Annotated in this window: 12 protein-coding genes and 1 pseudogene; 10 read left to right on the top strand and 3 right to left on the bottom strand. The window is 45.9% G+C overall.

Annotation, left to right across the window (positions count from 1 at the left end):
* Positions 1–364 precede the first annotated feature (364 nt).
* From Q4526_RS08185 to Q4526_RS08150, 8 genes are all read left to right on the top strand, one after another.
* Positions 365–3,319 carry a TonB-dependent receptor gene (locus tag Q4526_RS08185; RefSeq protein ID WP_215976565.1) on the top strand — a complete coding sequence of 985 codons (2,955 nt, stop codon included), beginning with the start codon at positions 365–367 and terminating at the stop codon, positions 3,317–3,319.
* 257 nt (positions 3,320–3,576) lie between these two features.
* Positions 3,577–5,826, top strand: coding sequence for a polysaccharide lyase 6 family protein (locus tag Q4526_RS08180; protein ID WP_215976564.1), 2,250 nt, complete (start codon positions 3,577–3,579; stop codon positions 5,824–5,826).
* Positions 5,827–5,934: 108 nt separating this feature from the next.
* Positions 5,935–6,699, top strand: a complete 765-nt coding sequence (locus tag Q4526_RS08175; protein WP_215976563.1) for an SDR family NAD(P)-dependent oxidoreductase — start codon at positions 5,935–5,937, stop codon at positions 6,697–6,699.
* Between the two features lie 190 nt (positions 6,700–6,889).
* Complete coding sequence (locus tag Q4526_RS08170) at positions 6,890–8,131, top strand: NRAMP family divalent metal transporter (protein ID WP_215976562.1); 1,242 nt, start codon at positions 6,890–6,892, stop codon at positions 8,129–8,131.
* Between the two features lie 12 nt (positions 8,132–8,143).
* Positions 8,144–8,626: a gluconokinase gene (locus Q4526_RS08165; RefSeq protein ID WP_215976561.1), complete on the top strand. Its 483-nt coding sequence runs from the start codon at positions 8,144–8,146 to the stop codon at positions 8,624–8,626.
* Between the two features lie 74 nt (positions 8,627–8,700).
* Entirely contained in the window at positions 8,701–9,792 is a 1,092-nt protein-coding gene (locus tag Q4526_RS08160) for a polysaccharide lyase family 7 protein (protein WP_215976560.1), read from the top strand.
* Between the two features lie 976 nt (positions 9,793–10,768).
* Entirely contained in the window at positions 10,769–13,165 is a 2,397-nt protein-coding gene (locus Q4526_RS08155) for a glycosyl hydrolase family 18 protein (RefSeq protein ID WP_215976559.1), read from the top strand.
* A gap of 278 nt (positions 13,166–13,443) precedes the next feature.
* On the top strand, positions 13,444–13,845 hold the full coding sequence (locus Q4526_RS08150) for a ubiquitin-like protein (protein ID WP_215976558.1): 402 nt from the start codon (positions 13,444–13,446) through the stop codon (positions 13,843–13,845).
* A 323-nt stretch (positions 13,846–14,168) separates the two neighbouring features.
* Here the strand turns inward: Q4526_RS08150 and Q4526_RS08145 are convergent, their stop codons facing one another.
* On the bottom strand, positions 14,169–14,624 hold the full coding sequence (locus tag Q4526_RS08145) for a hypothetical protein (protein WP_215976557.1): 456 nt from the start codon (positions 14,622–14,624) through the stop codon (positions 14,169–14,171).
* 131 nt (positions 14,625–14,755) lie between these two features.
* On the bottom strand, positions 14,756–15,169 hold the full coding sequence (locus tag Q4526_RS08140) for a hypothetical protein (RefSeq protein WP_215976556.1): 414 nt from the start codon (positions 15,167–15,169) through the stop codon (positions 14,756–14,758).
* A gap of 835 nt (positions 15,170–16,004) precedes the next feature.
* Between Q4526_RS08140 and Q4526_RS08135 the strand changes: the two are divergent.
* Positions 16,005–16,202: pseudogene (locus Q4526_RS08135) on the top strand (TIGR02647 family protein); the annotation flags it as partial.
* Positions 16,203–16,452: 250 nt separating this feature from the next.
* On the opposite strand, the gene sodC reads toward Q4526_RS08135, so the two are convergent.
* Positions 16,453–16,971, bottom strand: a complete 519-nt coding sequence (gene sodC / locus Q4526_RS08130) for a superoxide dismutase family protein (protein ID WP_215976555.1) — start codon at positions 16,969–16,971, stop codon at positions 16,453–16,455.
* 554 nt (positions 16,972–17,525) lie between these two features.
* Here sodC and Q4526_RS08125 point away from each other — a divergent pair.
* Entirely contained in the window at positions 17,526–19,247 is a 1,722-nt protein-coding gene (locus Q4526_RS08125) for an Ig-like domain-containing protein (protein ID WP_215976554.1), read from the top strand.
* Positions 19,248–19,422 lie beyond the last annotated feature (175 nt).

Genomic DNA, 19,422 nt, shown 5'->3' with positions numbered 1-19,422 from the left:
GTTAACGGTATTTGAGCTCTTTGCCAGCTCTGTTTATCGTTTTTGGGCGTAGCTGTAAAAGCATTATAAGGCTGAATTGGCCGGTATCAATTCCTATAACTTTCCCGGCCAAAATTGGCTGGGTTGCTTTTATCCCACTTAAAACAGCCGAGTTAGTCCAAAAAGATGTATACCAGATCAAATTTCATCCAAAAAATACTAAGAAAACTATTGCACTAATAAATATAATCAGATATAAGTTATTTCTAATATATCACATTGCATATTAATATATCATAAGTTCAGGCTAGCAATGAGATGTATCGGACGAGCTTGATAGTTAGATTGTATTAACACCCAATAAATATATAAGGGGTATAAAATAATGAAATTGAACAAAATCTATTCAGGGCTGCTGAAGTCTAAAAGCGGTCGTAAGAATGTGATGATGGTCGGCGCTGCTTTAACCATTTCATTGCACTTACCCGCGCTTGCTCAAGAAGGGCCATCGGAATATGAACTGCTAGAGCAGGTTGTGGTAACTGGTATAGCTGGCAGTTTGGCGGAATCGGCGCGTATTAAGCAGGCCGATTCACGAATTGTAGATGCGATTGTTGCTGAGGATATCGGCAAGCTGCCAGACAACAATATTGCAGAGGCGCTGCAGCGCATCACCGGTGTGTCGATTAGTACTGACTTTGGTGTGGGTGAATCTGTGACGATTCGCGGCATCTCGCAAAACCGTATTGAATTAAACGGACGCTCCATATCGGGCAGCGGACGTGGTGGTATCAGCTTAGACGATTTCCCGTCGAGCTTCTTAAAAACCGTTGAAGTTGTAAAATCGCCCACGCCAGAAATGATTGAAGGCGCGCTCGGCGGCACCATCAGCATGGAAACCGTGCGCCCCCTGGATCTATCAGAGCCTTTAGTTGCCTTTTCGCTCGACGGTGAATACGCCGACAACACAGAGAATTGGGCGCCAATGTTTAATCTGTCGGTAGGCAACAATTGGGACCTAGGTGATGCCGGTGTTGTTGGAGCATCCGTACGTTTAGCGTATCAAGATCGTGAATTACGCCGCGATGAGTTTATTAACCTAGTAACCCCGACCGAGCTAGATTTGGATGGCGATGGCATTAGCGATCAGGCAAATACTGCCAGTGGTAAGTATCTGGTACGAAGCCAAAATACGGTCGAGCAAAAAACCGAGGAGCGTGAGCGTACCGCTCTTGGTGTCTCTTTGCAGTGGGAACCGAAAGGAGTTGATGGCTTTGTCTATCTGGATCTTAGCTCAACTGAATTGGATGGTGGGCAAGAGGCTTATTCAGTACTCAATGACAGTAAGGACTACAGCGATCTAGATCTAACCAACGCTTATAGTGATCAGTATGGCCAATTGCAAAACTTTGGTTCTGGCAGTGTGTTTGTTCAGCCTAAAACCTGGTCGGATTTTGAAACTAACGAATCGACCTCTAATGCCTTGGGTGGTGAATTTCAATTAACCGATAAGCTGAGAATTTCCGGTGAAATCTCGCAATCAAAATCAGAGGCCGAAAGACGTAATTCAGAATTTAATTTGCGTCCAATCTCACGCGAGATGTATGAAGCGGATGGCACCATTACAGAACACTTGTTCACAATTACGATGACTCAAGATGGTTTGAGCGTGCCTGGTCTTGAATTTTCAGATCCTGACGCTTTATTGGATCCGGATAATCTGGCGATTCGTCAGTTCACTCATCAGCGATTCGCCACCGAGAATGAAGAAACTGCAATCCGTTTTGACGCGGAATACGAAAATCCATTCTCTGGGTTAGATTTCTTATCATCCATTAAAGTTGGTGTTCGGGCGACCGATCGCGATTATGAACTTGATCGGCACGATTTGCGCAATAATGGCGATGAGCTTAAAAATCTGCAAACTAGCGTATCCTACGATGGTGTCGTAACACCTACTTGGGCCGGCGATTTCAATGATCTATATGGTGGATTTAAAGAGATCAATCACGATAACTCGTTTGCACAAAGCGGAATCTCTGGTTCTAATGCGCTTACTCATTACTGGGTGTATGACGGTTCTTTACTGGCCTATGATATTGAAGGAACCTATGATCGAGTGAAGCAAATGTTAGCGGGTAGCAGTCACGAGCTAACCGGTAGTATTGAAGATAACATGGTACGTAATACGGGATCTTACGCCCAAATCAGTGAAGAGACTCAAGCCATATATGCACAGTTCCACCTTGACTTTGACAAGGTATCAGCGGTAGTCGGTGCACGCTATGTGACGACCGACCTTGAGTCCAATACTTATGATCAAAGTGGTGAAAATAACTACTCCGACTTTTTGCCAAGTTTGAACGTATCTTACAATGTTACTGATGACACAGTGTTGCGTTTTGCAGCTGCAAAGGTAATGCGTCGTCCAGACTTTGGAGAACTTAGCCCCGCGGTTAGTGTCGATAACTCATTAGTTTCAGGTACGCAGGGTTCTTATCAGTTGAATCCATATCGGGTTACACAGTTTGATCTCTCAGCCGAACATTATTTCTCAGATGGTGGTTTAGTCTCAGCGGCGATTTTCTATAAAGATGTAAATTCATTTACTGTTTCCGATAGCTCTTGCGTGGCAGATCCTGAAACAGTGGAAGGTCAAAATGTTACCGAATATGTCAATGTTTGTTTGCTTGATAGTGCTGGTGTAAGTCAGAGTGATGTTAATTATGTCACCGGCAGTCAAGACTTAGCCTACGTTGAAGCTCAGCGAGACGCAGGTCTAACCGGTATTGTTATCAATACCGATGTCAATGGCGGCAGTGGTGAAGTTGTCGGCTTAGAGCTAGCGTATCAGCAACAGTTTGACTTCCTGCCAGGGCCTTGGTCTGGTTTGGGGGCCGGCGTCAACTATACATACGCTGACAGCGAGCAGCCGAATGGTAACCCTCTGTTAAATATCTCTAATAATACCTTTAATGCACAGGTATATTGGGAATACGAAGGTTTCCAAACGCGATTGGCATATAACTGGCGCGATGAGTATCTCTACAGTCAGGATGAGAAACGTGTACGCCCTGTCGGCGAGCTTGTAACGGGTATCTACAATCGCACGAATCCAGATGATGACTATTTCGATCCTACGTTGGGTAATAATTATCGCGATGCCCGCGGCCAGCTCGATTGGTCAGCAAGCTATGATATCAATGACAATGTTACTGTTGTGGCCAACGTAGTAAATTTAACTAATGAGCCAATCTTACAGCTGACTGAAATTGGTAGCCCTTGGTTATACAGCGATTCTGATCGCCGTATTACGCTTGGCGTTAGAGCAAATTTCTAAAGAAAAAATGGGTGCTTTTCTCTCCACCTTAGCTTGATTGGTTTATTGCAATAAATCGCCGCCCGCTTATGTTGGGTGGCGATATTTTTCTTTTAATAAAAAGGCATAGTCAGTTAGCTTTAGGATGACAGCTGATATAAACGTTAATGGCGATGGTGAGTGTATCTATGCCCTAGGCATAGTAGATGGTATCAGTAACATAAAAATTCATTTAATAAGATCGTTAAAGTTAGCCAGATAAAATCGAGGTAAATGTAATGCCGATAAGAACATATAACAAACTCTTCTCTCTTCTCGCGATGATTGCGCTAACATTCTTCTCGAATATTAGCACGGCAAAAATTGTTGAGAATATAGAGCAGTTTAACAATGCAATTTCCTCGTTAAAGCCTGGTGATGAATTGGTAATGGCTGACGGCGTTTGGGAAAATGTTGAATTAGTGTTCAAGGCGAAAGGTCTGCCGAAAAAATTAATTACTTTGAAAGCGCAAACGCCGGGTAAGGTAATTATTAGTGGTCAGTCTAACTTAAGTCTTTCGGGCGAGTATCTCGTGGTTTCGGGCTTAGTCTTTAAAGATGGTTTTACTCCAACGGGCGAGGTTATCTCTTTTCGTACCTCCAATACAGAGTTGGCAAATTACTCCCGTGTGACTAATACGGTAATCGATGATTTTAGTCACCCTAATAGAAATCTGGCAGATTTGTGGGTTGCCATGTACGGCAAGCACAATCGGTTCGATCATAATTCGTTGTTAAATAAGAGAAATCGCGGTGTGACAATGGCGGTTAGACTTAATACTGAGAAAAGCGAAGATAACCACCACATAATTGAGTACAACTACTTTGGGCCACGACAGATTTTAGGCGCAAATGGTGGCGAAACTCTTAGGGTAGGAACCAGTCATTTTTCGACAAAATACTCGAACACTCTAGTTCAGAAAAATTTCTTTGATCGCGTGGATGGCGAGCACGAAATTATATCCAGTAAAAGTAGTGGTAATGTCTACAAAAATAACGTGATTTTTGAAAGTCAGGGTACTCTAACCATGCGTCACGGTCATCACACGACGGTGACAGGTAACTATATTATTGGTAACCGCAAGCCCAATACGGGTGGTATTCGAATTATTAATGAATATCAAACTGTTAATAACAATTATTTGTCGGGCTTGACCGGGAAAAGATTCCGTGCGGCATTGGTTATTATGAATGGTGTTCCTAATAGCCCGCCTAATCGATATAACCAGGCGATCAATGCTGTTATGGAAAACAATGTGGTTGTGGATAGTGACAACATTAACTTTGGTGCTGGCAGTGATCAGGAAAGAACGGCAACACCGATTGATTCATTCTTTCGCCACAACCTCATTATGAATGAAGACAATTCCACCACTATTACGCTTTATGATGATGTGTCTGGTATCACCTACGATAAAAATATTGTCAATGATTCGGTAGTGATACCCAATACGATCTCTACGGGATTTACAGAAGAGAAGTCGGCGCTAGCTGTTACCGCAAATGGATTAAAAGCACCCTCTAAAGACTTGCTCAATAAAATTAATTTTGGCGATGTTAAATTGCCGGTCAATAAATCTGATGTTGGAGCTGGGTTTTATCCTAAGCAGGAGTCTAATATCAGTTTTGGTAGTGGCAAACGTACTATGGTTGCTGCAGGACTAGATACTTTAATCGACGCCGTTGATAACAGTGAGCCGGGAGATGTCCTAGTACTAGAAAATGGCAAGGATTATCTGCTGACTAAGTTTGTCAAAATAAATCACCCCGTCACGATACTTGCCGAAAATGGCAATAAGCCCGTTATTCGATCGCAAAAGCCAAGTTTTATTGTGATTGAAAACGGCGGATCTTTAAAGTTGAGTAATTTATGGTTTGATGGGGCTGAATCACCAGACTATAAAGGCAATAGTGTTATCAGAACCAGCGATAACTCTATGAATCGTAATTATTCACTCTTGGTCGACAAGGTCAAGGTGACGGATCTGAACGTTAATGGTTATTTTGATTTCTTTAAAGCGAATCCAGGTACTTTTGCCGAACAGATCTCTTTGACTAATAGCCAAATGTCCAATATTACGGGGAGCATCTTAGTTCTTAATAAAGAAACGGATGATCTTGGCGTTTATAGTGTGGAGAATCTTAGCATTTTGGACAATACCTTCACTGACATTAAAGCAGAGGTTGCCGTCGTTTACCGAGGTGGATTCGATGAAAGCACTTTTGGGCCTGTGGTGAAGGTTGAAAATAATGACCTAAACAACGTAGGGAAAGGCTCTACTCACCGCTCAGGATCTTCGATGTATTTTCATGGCGTACAGAATTTAACAATAGAAAATACCGAATGGGTAGACAGTGCACCACTAAAGCTGTACTTAACCAATGGCGACCCAGAGACGGTTATTAACAATGTCATCATGAAAAATACAGGTGAGATTGAAGCCAATAATTCGAGTTATAAAGCAACCAATGTGAAGTACGAGCGTTAGCTTAATCGGTTTTTATAGATTTTTAGGCTTTTAAGCACATGTGATCGGCTAGGCGTTAATTAAGACTTTATGGCTTGGTGGCTGATCACCTAGATAAATGGGTTTGATATGAATACAAAATTAAGCAATAAAAACGTTCTTGTTACAGCCGGCGCACAGGGCATCGGCGAGGCTATAGTTAAAGAGTTTATTGATTGTGGTGCAAATGTTGCCATTCACTATTTTTCCAGCAGCGAGACAGCCGATAAATTGGTGCAATACGCCGTTAATAAAGGGCAAAAGGCAGTAGCACTTAAAGCGGATCTTACTCAGGAGGCCGAAGCGGATGCGATGGTTGAGTCGGCGGTTAATGCACTTGGTGGCCTGCAGGTTCTAATTAATAACGCCGGTTCACTGATCGGTCGTAAGTCATTGCTTGAGATGGAGGAGCTGTTTTGGAAGAAGGTAATGGATGTCAATCTAACCTCGGCAATGCTTGTCACTCGAGCGGCAGCGCCGCATTTGGCAAGCCATAAGGCCAGCAGCATCGTAAATTTGAGCTCGTTGGCCGGGCGTAAAGGTGGCCATGCAGGGTCGGTCGCCTATGCTGCGAGTAAGGGGGCTATTCTTACCCTAACCCGCTCCTTGTCGAGCGAATTGGGCCCGGATGGCATTCGTGTCAATGCTGTTGCGCCAGGCCTTATTTTGGGTACGTCTTTTCACAATACCCACACTACTGAAGAATCGGCCCGTGAGACAACGTTAGGCATACCAATTGGTCGTGCAGGCAACGCAGAAGATGTCGCACGTGCAGTGGTTTACTTGGCATCGGAATACGATGGGTTTATTACAGGCGCAACACTCGATATAAATGGCGGTGTCTACACGGCTTAAAACTCGGTTATGTTGTTCTACTTAGATATCATCGAAAATGAATAATAATTCTTGATAAGAATATATTAAAAGGTTAGGTGAATCTTGAGCTTCACGAGATTCAAACTAATGAAACAGCAGCCACTGCTTGTATAATTTCACGCAAAGTGGTGGTGTTGGGTCAAATAATAAATAGTTGGAGAGAATAATAATGTCTGCATTAATAAAAGCGATCCTTAGCTTTGGTCCTGCATTTTTAGCAATTGGTTATACCATTGGTACTGGCAGCGTAACATCCATGATTGTTTCGGGCAGTGCATTTGGTATGCAGCTGCTTTGGGTGTTGATGTTGAGTTGTTTGTTTTCCGGGGCGTTAATATATGCCTATGGTAATTTTACTCTGGTAACAGGTGAGACTGCTCTCTATAGTTTTAAAAAACATTTAAAGTTTGGCAAGCCCATGGCAATTCTTATTATCGTGGGAGTGATATTTGGCCAATGGAATTCTCTAATCGGAATTTTAGGTATATCGGCCAATATTATATTTGAAATGATTGCCATGTACTTCCCCTCTGTGGTGCCTCATAAATATGAGGTGGTTATGGCCATAGCTGTTGCCGTGATTGGTTTTATGTACGCTATGCTACTGATTGGTCGTTATTCAATTTTTGAAAAAATCCTTGTCATATTCGTCTCGTGTATGGGTATCTCCTTCATTCTTTCACTTTTTGTGGTGCATCCATTGCCGTCCGAAGTGGCTCGAGGTTTGATCCCAGTAATTCCCGATGTCGAAGGTGGAAAAATGATGGCTGCTGCATTTGTGGGAACCACGATGGCTGCTGCAACGTTTTTATCGCGACCGTTATTTATTCAAGGTAAGGGTTGGACTATTGCAGACTCGGCTCAGCAAAAGAAAGATTCTATTGTTGCCGCATTTCTGGTGTTTTTTATCAGTGGTTCGGTAATGGCCGTTGCCTCTGGGGCATTACACGGTGGCGGCCAAGATGTTAACAATGTGCTTGATATGGTAACCGCTCTGGAACCTATCGCCGGTAAGGGCGCCTTAACGGTCTTTATCTTTGGCACCCTCGCCGCTGGCTTATCATCGGTGTTTCCTTGTATGTTGATTGCCCCACTGCTAATCGAGGATTATCGATCCGGTAAGTTGGATACCCAGTCGACGCAGTTCCGCGTTATTACGGGTATTGCTGCTGTTATAGCACTAACCATTCCGGTTCTGGGTTTTAATCCAATAAAAGGCCAGCTGTTAACACAGGTCTTTAATGTGTTTGTCTTACCGCTGGTTATTCTCGGCATCATTCTTATGAGTAATAAGAAAAATCTGATGGATGATAAGTCTGCCGGTGTACTATTGAATATTATTCTTGGCTTAGCCTTTTTATTCTCCATTATTATTTCTTATAACGGCGTTCTTGCGTTAATTGATTTGTAGGGGCTAAGTATTGTGATTTACATTATATGCGGTGTGTCGGGTACCGGTAAGTCTACGATCGGCCGTTTATTGGCGAAGGAAAAAGAAATTCCGTTTTTCGATGCGGATGATTTCCATCCCATCTCCAACGTTAATAAAATGAAAAGTGGCACACCTTTAACCGATGCGGATCGTGAGCCCTGGCTAGAAGAGTTGTCAATACTACTGCAGCGCCAGGAGCAAGAAGGGAGTGCTGTATTAGCCTGTTCTGCGTTAAAAGAGAGATACCGTGAAACTTTGTCACGTCGTTGTCAAAAGCCGGTAGCCTGGGCTGTACTGCATGGTGATGCTGAAACGATCTCGCTGAGAATCGATTCGCGTGAAGATCATTATTTTACCTCGGACCTTCTACGTTCACAGCTACGAGATTTTGAGCTACCACAATATGGTTTGGTGCTGGATATAAGACGGTCACCCAATCAAATTGTAGACACGATTATCGAAACTTATACCTAAACTGGCGACGTTACGATTTTTATGTGCGAAAAGCCAATACCAAATTAAAACATCGTTTAATTGAGGATATTAAAATGCGTGTAAAACAATTTATGGCCGTAAAGCTAACAATAACCGCAAGCCTTTTACTGTCATCTGCTTATGTTTTATCGACTACTAATAACAGTGAGAAATCAGAGTTGAAATATCCTGCGCAAGAATTTGATTTGCAGCAGTGGAGCCTTAACCCCCCCACCGATGTGGATGGTGACGGTATTGTCGATGATGTCAGTGTGAAAGCGTTACAAGAATATCATCATGAGAAATTTTTCTACTTGGATGAAGACCAAAATATGGTCTTTGCTGCCCCTAATAAAGCGGTAACATCGGTAAATTCGACTAATACTCGCAGCGAGCTGCACCAAAGACTCTCTGGTGTTGAGGCGGGGAGCTTTTACACAGATAACTTCTCGATAGCCGCTAATCCAGAATCCGAAAAGTACCCTCAGGTCGGAGGTTATATGGAGGCGACTTTAAAAGTTGACCATGTACCCAGACGCGCCAAATATACTGAGAAACCCACGGCCTACTCTGTGGTTATAGGCCAGGTCCATGCCGTGCAGGACGAGACGATGCAAAAAAAGGGGCAAGGCTATGGCTGGGGTAATGAGCCTTTAAAAATCTATTACAAAAAACACCCTGAGCACGAATACGGTTCGGTTTTTTGGAACTATGAACGTAATTTAGTTAAAAACGATTCTAATCGAATAGACATAAGCTATTCAGTGTGGGGTGAACCATGGTTGAGTAAGCAAGAGCCGGGTAAAGATGGCATTGCACTGAATGAGCCCTTTAGTTATAAGGTGAATATACACGAAAATATCATGTATCTAACATTTACTTCTGATCGTCTTGGCTCTATTAATTACCAAATTGATTTGGCCAATAACGTGGATGCACTAGGAGAAATTGATATTTATGACCACCCCGCCGGCTATACCGGAGAGGCTTTCCACTTTAAGGCGGGTGCCTATAATCAATGTAGCACCAAAGATGCCCTAAGCTTTCGTTACCCCGCCTGCCCAGGCAGCGGTGATTGGCAGACTGATAAATCCATGGGCGATTACACGCAAGTGACATTTATGCAGTTGCTGACAGATAAGGCACGTGAACCCCAAAGCCACTAATCGAGAGGCTTTCTCCTTAGGGTGAATATGCTATGTGTGGTAGAAAACGCTCGTGGCAATGTGCGCGAGCGTTTTCGCTGGGTCGGAAAAATAAGTTATAAAAGCTCGGTTAGATACTCTTGGACGACTGCTCGTCAACTATAACCTCAAGCTCTGCATCGTAAGATTCAGCATAACCTTTGACCTTCTTCACAATCGATGTGTCTTCTAGTGCCTCTAGCAGCGTTAGCTATCGAGCGTCGCCGCTTACCCGAAGAATACGAATTGCCCAAGCACAATCGTCGCTTATGGCTTAGGATTTTAAAGTATTAAAGAATGCTTCATTCTCTAATGTCGAGGCGAGTACTGCAAAAGGTAAGTGTTTTTGTGGGGCTGTCGACAAATAACTATTAAAGTATGAACCACATTTTTTTGTAAAAAGTTAATACTATCGTCAGTGTGGTCATGTGTTTTTCGAAACAGCCTGCCAGCTGCCCTCGGTCTTTGAGGGTCGCGTATTAATTTTTTTAATTGCCTCGAAAAGGTCGAAATTATCGGTCATTCTAAGCGCACAAAGCCGTCATTTAATCTGACTAAAAATTGAAAATTGAGTCGTAAGGGGCGTCTTTTAAGCTCGATAAAATTTTATAGATGGCAGATAAATTTTCATTTTAAGCTGATATTTTTTGCGTTTTAATGACAAATGTGACGGATATAATGTGACGTGTGTCGCGTTTTTATGATCTTTTTGTGCGTTTCCTGCGCATTTTTACCGGATAAACCTTGACCAATTAGTTCAAATTGATCTCATAATGGGACAACGTTGTCAGAACGGACACGGCTCATTTCAGTGGGTAGGGCGGCAGCGAATAAACAAACCAAAGGCGCACACCGGATACCCCGTGAGCTTTTGGTTGTGTGGTCGTGTCTGGCAAGCTCTCCGGCAGCCTGGCTCGGCCCGTCATAATGAATTAATAACAATATCGAGGAAACTAGCATGCGAACAATTAGCGTGATTTGCCTAGGTGCAGCCTCCGTTTTTGCGGTGCAGGCTTCACAGGCGGCAGACTGCTCAAGCCTGAGTACGTGGGATAGCAGTGTCGCCTATACCGGTGGCAATCAAGTCCAATACAGCGGCAGCGCCTACCAGGCCAACTGGTGGAGTCAGGGTGATGACCCGGCGCAGAATTCCGGCCAATACCAAACCTGGAGCCTAGTGGGGGCCTGTGATGATGGCGGCGACACAGGCGGTGGTGACGATAGCAACCTTGCACCTAGCGCCGATGCGGGCGGCCCTTACAGTGCCGCGCTGGGTAATGCGATAGCATTTGATAGCACAGCCTCCAGCGATAGTGATGGCTATATCGCCACCTACAGTTGGGACTTTGGCGATGGCAATAGCAGCACTCAGGCTAGCCCCTCACACAACTATGCAGCTGCAGGCAGCTACAGTGTCTCCTTGACCATTACCGACAATGATGGCGTTAGTGCCAGTGCGAACGCAGTGGCTACCGTGACTGAAGACTCTACCGGAGGTGGTGACGACTGTAATGGTCAGGCCTATCAGGCGGGTACCGCATACAATGCGGGCGATGCAGTGATTAATGCAGGTCACACCTACACCTGTGATGTTGCCGGGTGGTGTTCATCCAGCAGCGCTTGGGCCTATGAGCCTGGCGTGGGAAGCTACTGGCAGTCAGCTTGGAGCGATGAGGGTCAGTGTTCGGGTGATGGCACCCCGGCCAATCAAGCGCCCAGTGCCGATGCCGGTGGCCCCTACTCTGGCACCGTAGACACGGCCATTAGCTTTGCTGGAACGGGTACCGACGCAGACGGCAGTATTGCCAGCTACAGTTGGACCTTTGGCGATGGTGCCACAGCCAGCGGTGCCAGCGCGGCGCACAGTTACACCAGTGCCGGTACCTATCAGGTTAGCTTAACGGTAACCGATGATGACGGTGCAACCGCTACCGCCAGCACACAAGTGGAAGTGGTTGCGGCGGATCAAAATCAGGCTCCGGTGGCCCAGTTAAACGGTCCGTTCAACGTCGACGCCAATGTGAGTATCGACTTTAGCAGCACCGGCTCTTATGACGCCGATGGCAGCATCGTTAGCTTCGCATGGGATTTTGGTGACGGTAACACTAGCACCCTAGCCAACCCCAGCCACAGCTACAGTGCCGACGGTAGCTACACCATTTCTCTTACGGTAACTGACGATGAAGGCGCCACCGATAGCGCGGTCACCAGCGCTAACGTAGGCGAAAGCAGCGGCGGCACTGGCGGTGATAAGGTCGTTGGTTACTTTGTCGAGTGGGGTATTTACGGTCGTAATTATCACATTAAAAATATTGAAACCAGTGGCAGCGCAGATAAACTGACCCACCTGGTTTACGCGTTTGGTAATGTGCAGAACGGTCAGTGTGTAATGGACGACTCCTACGCAGCTATCGATAAAGCCTACGATGCACAAACCAGTGTAGATGGTGTTGCAGACTCTTGGAACTCCGACGATGTGCGCGGTAACTTTGGTCAGATTAAACGCTTAAAACAAATGCACCCTAACCTAAAAGTGGTGTGGTCGTTCGGTGGTTGGACCTACTCCAGTGGGTTTGGTCAGGCGTCGCAAAACCCTGAGCAGTTTGCAAAATCGTGCTACGACCTAGTCTTTGATCCACGCTGGGAAGGTGTCTTTGACGGTATCGATATCGATTGGGAATATCCCAACTCTTGCGGTTTAGAATGTGACACCAGTGGCTTTGATGCCTACCGTGAGCTATTGGCGGCCCTGCGCGCTGAGTTTGGTGATGATAAATTGGTCACCTCTGCCATCGGCGCCGGTGAGGCCAAGCTGCTCGCTGCAGACTACGGTGGCGCAGCTCAGTATCTAGACTTCTACATGCTGATGACCTATGACTTCTTTGGCGCCTGGACTGCCGAAGGACCTACTGCACCGCACTCCGCACTCTACACCTACGATGGTATTCCCCTGGAAGGTTTCACCAGCAACAACGGTGTACAAACCTTGAAGAGTTTGGGTGTGCCATCAGAAAAAATCCTGCTTGGGATTGGTTTTTATGGTCGCGGTTGGACTGGTGTTACTCAGTCAGCACCTGGTGGTACAGCAACAGGACCTGCCAATGGCACCTACGAAGACGGTATTGAAGACTATAAAGTCCTGAAAAATACCTGCGCTTCAACGGGTACCTTTGCCGGCACCGCCTACGCACATTGTGGTAACAACTGGTGGAGCTACGATACCCCGTCAACCATCATTAATAAGATGAATTACGCTGACCAACAAGGTCTGGGTGGCGCCTTCTTTTGGGAGCTGTCAGGTGACACCACTGACGGTGAGCTAATCGAAGCCATCGATACCGGCCTGGGTAACTAACATGACCCGTTAAGATATAAGCGTTTACATCAGACGTATAAGCGGCCCTTTGGGGCCGCTTTTTTTATGAGAGTTAGCTTCAGCTTTATGTATTAATGGCCGCATACGCGACACGATTGATGCATTGGGCTGCTCATGGCCCGACAGGCCGAAAAAGGGCAATTGTAATTTATAATTACTCGTGGCACAATTTTCAACATAAGGGGTGGCTTATACAACACTTGTATTCGTAGATCACCAGCCCGATTTCTTAACGAATCGCTTGAGGTGTTAGCTTGATGCTATCAAAGTCGATGGGCTGTGTTTCCGTCAAAGTCGTATGTGTATTATTTAGTGTATTCCTATCAGTCAATGTCATGGCAATGCAGATTTTTGTGCGCGATGAGTCCGGCAAAACATTTACTTTAGATGTCGAAACTAACGATACTATTGAGAATGTGAAGTCAAAAATTCAGGAAAGAGAAGGCCATTTGCCCGAGCAACAGCAATTGATCTTCGCCGGGGTTGAGCTGGAAGATGACAGAACACTGGGTGATTATAATATTCAAAAGGAATCAACCCTGAATTTGATTGTGCAGGCTACCGCTACCGCATTGCCAGTTGGTTCTCCGTTATTTTATATTTTACTCGCCGGGCTTATGAGCCTAGTTGGGTTTCGCTGCTACCGTACGAATCCATAGATAAAACCTCCGATTTTGTGAATTTCAGAAGCCTGTTATTGGGCAACTCTTCAGCTCGTCCGGGAAATGCCTTGGCACCTCACCGATAATATCTACAGTCAATGACTTGCTCGATTGTTAACGAGAGTCGGGGCCCCAAAGGGGTTCGGTGATCCAGCGGGGGTGGCTGCTCGAGAGCACAAAGGCGGTAATAATATGAATATAAGACCAAAAATAAAACTGGCTGGTATAGAGTGTGGTAAAACCGAAATGCCCTGCCAGGCCTATAGGCGACATAAGCAAAAATAATCCGGTAATGGACGTGGAAAATACTACATAGCGGCCTAGTTCAGCTTTGCTGATGGCCCAAAGCTTGGCATGGGAATAAACGCCCACAAAATAAAATGAAACAGTACCACCTGTAAAAAGTTAATATTTACAAAAATCGATAAACCCACCGCGAGTAAAGAGAGGGCTTCCACCTGGTGTTGGCTCCAGGGGCTAGCAGTCCGGGGTTGGCGGTTTAGGCTATACACATAATAAATAACGGTCAGTGCCAAACCGGTACCCAGCACTTCTATCGACAAAGTGTGAAACGATAGACTGGTGCGCAAAATTATTAAATAACAGAGAAGGTGTAAAAGCGCTCGTACCGGCGCCAGTGCTTTGGCTGCTGCTGGGCTTTCAACACGTTTGCCGTAAGCCTCATTAAGTGCGTGATGGATTCCAAATAGAATAATTAGCGAAAAGCCAGATTCGAATAATAGTACTCCCAGCCCCAAGGTTGTTACACCTAGCATAACTGCCCCTGGGCGGCGTGCCAGGTTAGATATACGCTGCCGAGAGTAGTAGTAGCCAAGTGCATAGTGACCCAAGCCTATGGCGGTAGGTAAATAAAGCACTGTTAGTTTAATGAGTTAACTCGTCTCAGTTATGAGCGCACTTTGCGGCGCTGAGATGCCACACCAATAAGAGACAGCAGTACAGCCATAATACCCAAACCCACCGGGCCGAAAATTGGCAGAGCGGAAACAAACCCACAGCTGGCACTCATCACAAAGGTAAACTCTGCAGGCAAGGGGGCATCATCATCGCTTCCTGCACAGCCGATTTCTACGATAGAGCTCTCGTCTTTCAAAATGGTATAGCTGGCCAATACTAAGGTGAGATAGGCTGTTGAAGCGGTGACACCGTCGATAGAAAAGCTTATTTCACCGGTATCCGAAGGAATCAAGCCCAAATTCGCCGGGCTAATATAGTAGAACTCCTGATCCGGGTTAGACAGCAGGTCGCTGAAAGGGCAGTTATTGTTAGCAGAGTCGTAAGAGGCAAACGCGCTCTCCATATTTGCCAAGCCTATGAAGGGGGAACAGACTCGGTAGGAATACTAACTCCGTTGACTGTTCCGGAATAGCTTCCCGAGGCGGGGCTCCAACCGCTTTGGCCATTCACAGCAAAGATAACCCCCTCCCCTAAAATATCATCTTCAACGCTGCCTGGGAGGCCATCTCTAGTATCATCAATAAACAAATAGTTATGAGTTGCGTTTACTAAAAGCTTACTTTCTGTTTGTTGGCAGGACAGGCCGGTTAAATTGCAGCCGCTGGCCATAAGTGCCATTGCCGTAACGGTGCCAGCGCTCTAGCGAGATAAAGGTGAGTGGCTGAGTTGAGTCATCCTGATAATCCTTTTTGTTTCAATGGCTGCAAGATTAGAGTGGCTACTGACCCTGTCAGTACGAATAGTGAACTATTATACACAAGAAAAATGGCTTAAAGATTACTCACCTATCTGTTAGCGTTAATTAAGAGGCTATTAAAATTATCTATGCTGATATTGCCGGGCCGCTACTGATTCTTAGGCGGGATAACCAATCTCACTATTCGCCTGATTGATACTGTATTGGCAGTAATTAGGGGGGGGGGTAAGGCACTATGGCAGTCACCCCGAGAAGGGCCGTAAGTTCAAAATATTGATTATGCTTAAAACTCTTTTTGTAATGGGCAGGCTTGATACTGAGCTTGTCATTAATAGTGACGATATAGGCTGCAATTTATTAGCAAAACCAAGTAGAGTCGGTTTATGTTAGCCTTACTAAGAAGGACTCTTCCCGGCGGAGGGGCGACTACCCATACAACAATAAGAGATGCCTTATGCCATTTTCCTAAGAACAGCTCAACGAGCTTAACCTACTCGCACTATTTCACTCATCGTCTTCGCAAGAAGGCATTAAAGTGCATAAACTTTCTGCCGATCCCGCCACCGTAGCCGAACGACTCTATACACGGGGGTTTGTAACCCAGCCCGAGGATGGTTTTCTCACGCCTTTGGGTAGTGAAATCACCGAGCAAGTGCACAAGTTACAGTCGGTGCTTTAACAGTAAACCTTAGATGTACACTGCGGGCAGAGCCACGGCTTGTATGAGGGGCGTTGGGTTCGATGGCCTTGCCGGTGGAGTGAGGTAAAAGACGCGGAGCCGAGTGAAGCTCGCTAGGCTCGTTAAGTCTTTTGGAAAGTTTTAAGCCGGAGCGTTTTAGTCTGTACATTATAGTATGCAATATACATAATTAATCTAGCCGTCTCGGGAAGGCACCAGCTTTGCCGGTGCCTGTTTGCGCTTGTTACAGTTAATCGATAACGCCACAGGCGACACGTTTACCGCCGCCCCCTAATTTTTGGGGCGTATCAGAGTAATTATCGCCACCGCGGTGAATAATCAACGCTTTTTCATCTAAATCGCTCAGCTGCAGTCGTGGTGCCAGAACTGCGCTTGTGGCTTCGCCGCTTTGGGATACATACAAGGCGGGCAAGTCACCTAAATGGCCTTCACCCCAAGGGGCGCCGTGCTTATCGATATTAATGGGGTCGTAATGGCCGCCCGCTGCACCGCCGGGTGTGCCATCTTCACTGGGCTCACAACTGCCGTTGCTGTGCAAATGAAAGCCGTGAACGCCCGGTGCCAGCCCCGATAATTCGGGCTTAAACACAATACCGTACTGATTGTGCTGGATGTACATTTCACCCAAAGCTTGTGAGGTTCCTTCGGCGTCAAGGCTATACATGGTGATCGATGCAGTCTCGGTCGCGGCTTGGCTGACGATTGCCGAGCAACACGCGGCGGTTAACAATGTCTTTAAGGGCAACATAGTGGTCTCCTTTTGACTGAAAATAATATGTACATAGAAAATGCACACAGACAATGTCAATAAAGCAACGTCGGTGCCAGTGTTGTAAAGGCTAGCCGTAACCTACCAAGGCCCAGTAAGAGGGCGATACAGAAGTTTTTTCAGATAGAAGGGCGGGGAATAATCGAAGTTTTAAACTAGGATTTTGTAATTAACGCAAAACAAAGTAAGTAGAACACAACAGTCAATCGTAAGTGGTCTAATCCGGCGGTGTAGGCAGGTAGTTAAAGAACAAAAAGTAAAGTCTAAGGATTGTGGCTAATCTTTAAATCTGCCAAAATCTTGTCGCCTCTAATGTGCCAGTTAGGGCGTAAGATAATAAGAGCGTGCACAAGGTAACGTTAACCCTCTTCTATCGTATCGTCAAAGCACTCTCGGAATTTTTGACTCGGAACCTTTTGGACACTGTACTTGCAAGTGAATTGTAAGACCAGCACCAATGGTTTGTCTATTTTAGGCTCCGAATAACTAGGCTCACTGAGTTGTTTTGATGCAAACAAGGAAAATGCTCTTACATGAAATCTACATCGATTGCCCTTACATTAATATGCGCCTTAGTGTTTTGTCTGTTCAACCCGGCTCAGGCTTTTCAAAGCAACATCGGAAGCGCAGAACAGCTTGGTCCGTCAGCTAATGTTTGTTTTGAGGCCCGCTGGGGTGCCTCGGGTAACACCCGTATCCAGCATCAGGCAAACAATAGCCAATTAGTCGCAGGTGAGTTTTGGTTAGCAAATACAGATACCATTATGCCAGGGTCCACGGTGACAGTAGCTTCGATTGAAAGCTGTGGCTATACAGCTCCGGTTATTATTAGCCAAGTCGGCCCAACGGGCGCCACTTATGCCGCGGATGATTATATTGGCATTATTTGGCGCGCTAGTGAGTTGGGTGGTGCTGACGTTTATCAGTATGAATTTGCTATTACGGGCGCTGTAACCACAAGTGCTCTGAATACGAGAACGCTGATGGGCACGCGTCCAACGGTGGGGGTCACATCCAGCTCGGCGGCGGTGGCTGCAGGTGACACTGCGACAATCACCTTTACTATTGATCAACCGGTCACACTGGCAAATGCCGCAGCTATCAGCGTTAGCGGGGGAACGTTAAGCAGCGTGACGGGTTCAGGCACAAGCTACAGTGCGACTTTTACCCCTACGAACAACTCTAATGCAACGGCCCAAATATCCGTTGGCAACGGCGCCTTTGAAGTGAGCCCAGGGCAAACAAACCAGGATGCGGCCGACGCTAACAATACGGTGAGTATTGCCGTGGACACTTTGTCCCCGACCATAGCCATAGCGCCTTTTACCGGGCCTGCAAACGGCAACCAAACCGCGCTGATTACCCTATCGGAAAACAGTACCGATTTTACGCTCGCCGACTTAAGCCTAACCAACGCCAGCGCCACCTTGACCGGCTCGGACGCCAGTTACACCGCTGTGCTTACTCCTTTAAGCGATGGGTTAGTTACCCTATCGGTCGCGGCTAATACATTTAACGATGCGGCAGGTAACGACAACACTGCCTCCAATCAAGTATCGATGACTTATGATGGTACGCCGCCCAGCATAAGCATTGGGGCTTTTACCGGGCCTGCTAACGGCAACCAAACCGCGCTGATTACCCTATCGGAAAACAGTACCGATTTTACGCTCGCCGACTTAAGCCTAACCAACGCCACCGCGACCCTGTCAGGTTCGGGCTCGAGTTACACCGCTGTGCTTACTCCTTTAAGCGATGGGTTAGTTACCCTATCGGTCGCGGCTAATACATTTAACGATGCAGCAGGTAATGACAACACTACCTCCAATCAAGTATCGATGACTTATGATGGTACGCCGCCCAGCATAAGCATTGGGGCTTTTACCGGTCCCATTAACGGTGATCAAACTGCGGTTATTACTCTGTCCGAGTTAAGTACAGATTTTGAGGTAAGTGACCTGACGGTTACCAATGCAGCAGTTAATTTAACCGGGGCGGGTGCCAGCTACACCGCTGTGTTAACACCTTTAGCCAACGGTACCGTTACACTTTTAGTTGGAGCCGGTACCTTTAGTGATACGGTAGGTAATGTAAATGATGCAGCCTCAAATACAGTGAGCCGTGAAGTATATCCATTATCACTGGGATCAACACACTCACTTCCGGCCGGAAGCGGATTAACTTATTTATTATTAAGCGCGCTTTTTTTGATATCTGGCTTAACTTATTTGTACTCTACACAAAGAGCTCGTTAGGTAATAAAGGGTTAGTTGCAATTTGCGGAATAAAAGGCGAGCTTTTAATTTTATATTGATCGCTCTCCTGAACAGCCTGTTGCTATTCTCGCAAAATCTGGTGTGATGAGTCTTGAAGTGTGTAGGATTTTAGCTTGAAAAAAACCGGGCACTGGGCCCGGTTATAGCTGCGATG

The organism is Gilvimarinus sp. 2_MG-2023 (assembly GCF_030547685.1).
GTDB lineage: Bacteria > Pseudomonadota > Gammaproteobacteria > Pseudomonadales > Cellvibrionaceae > Gilvimarinus.
This window is presented reverse-complemented; position numbering and strand designations above follow the sequence as displayed.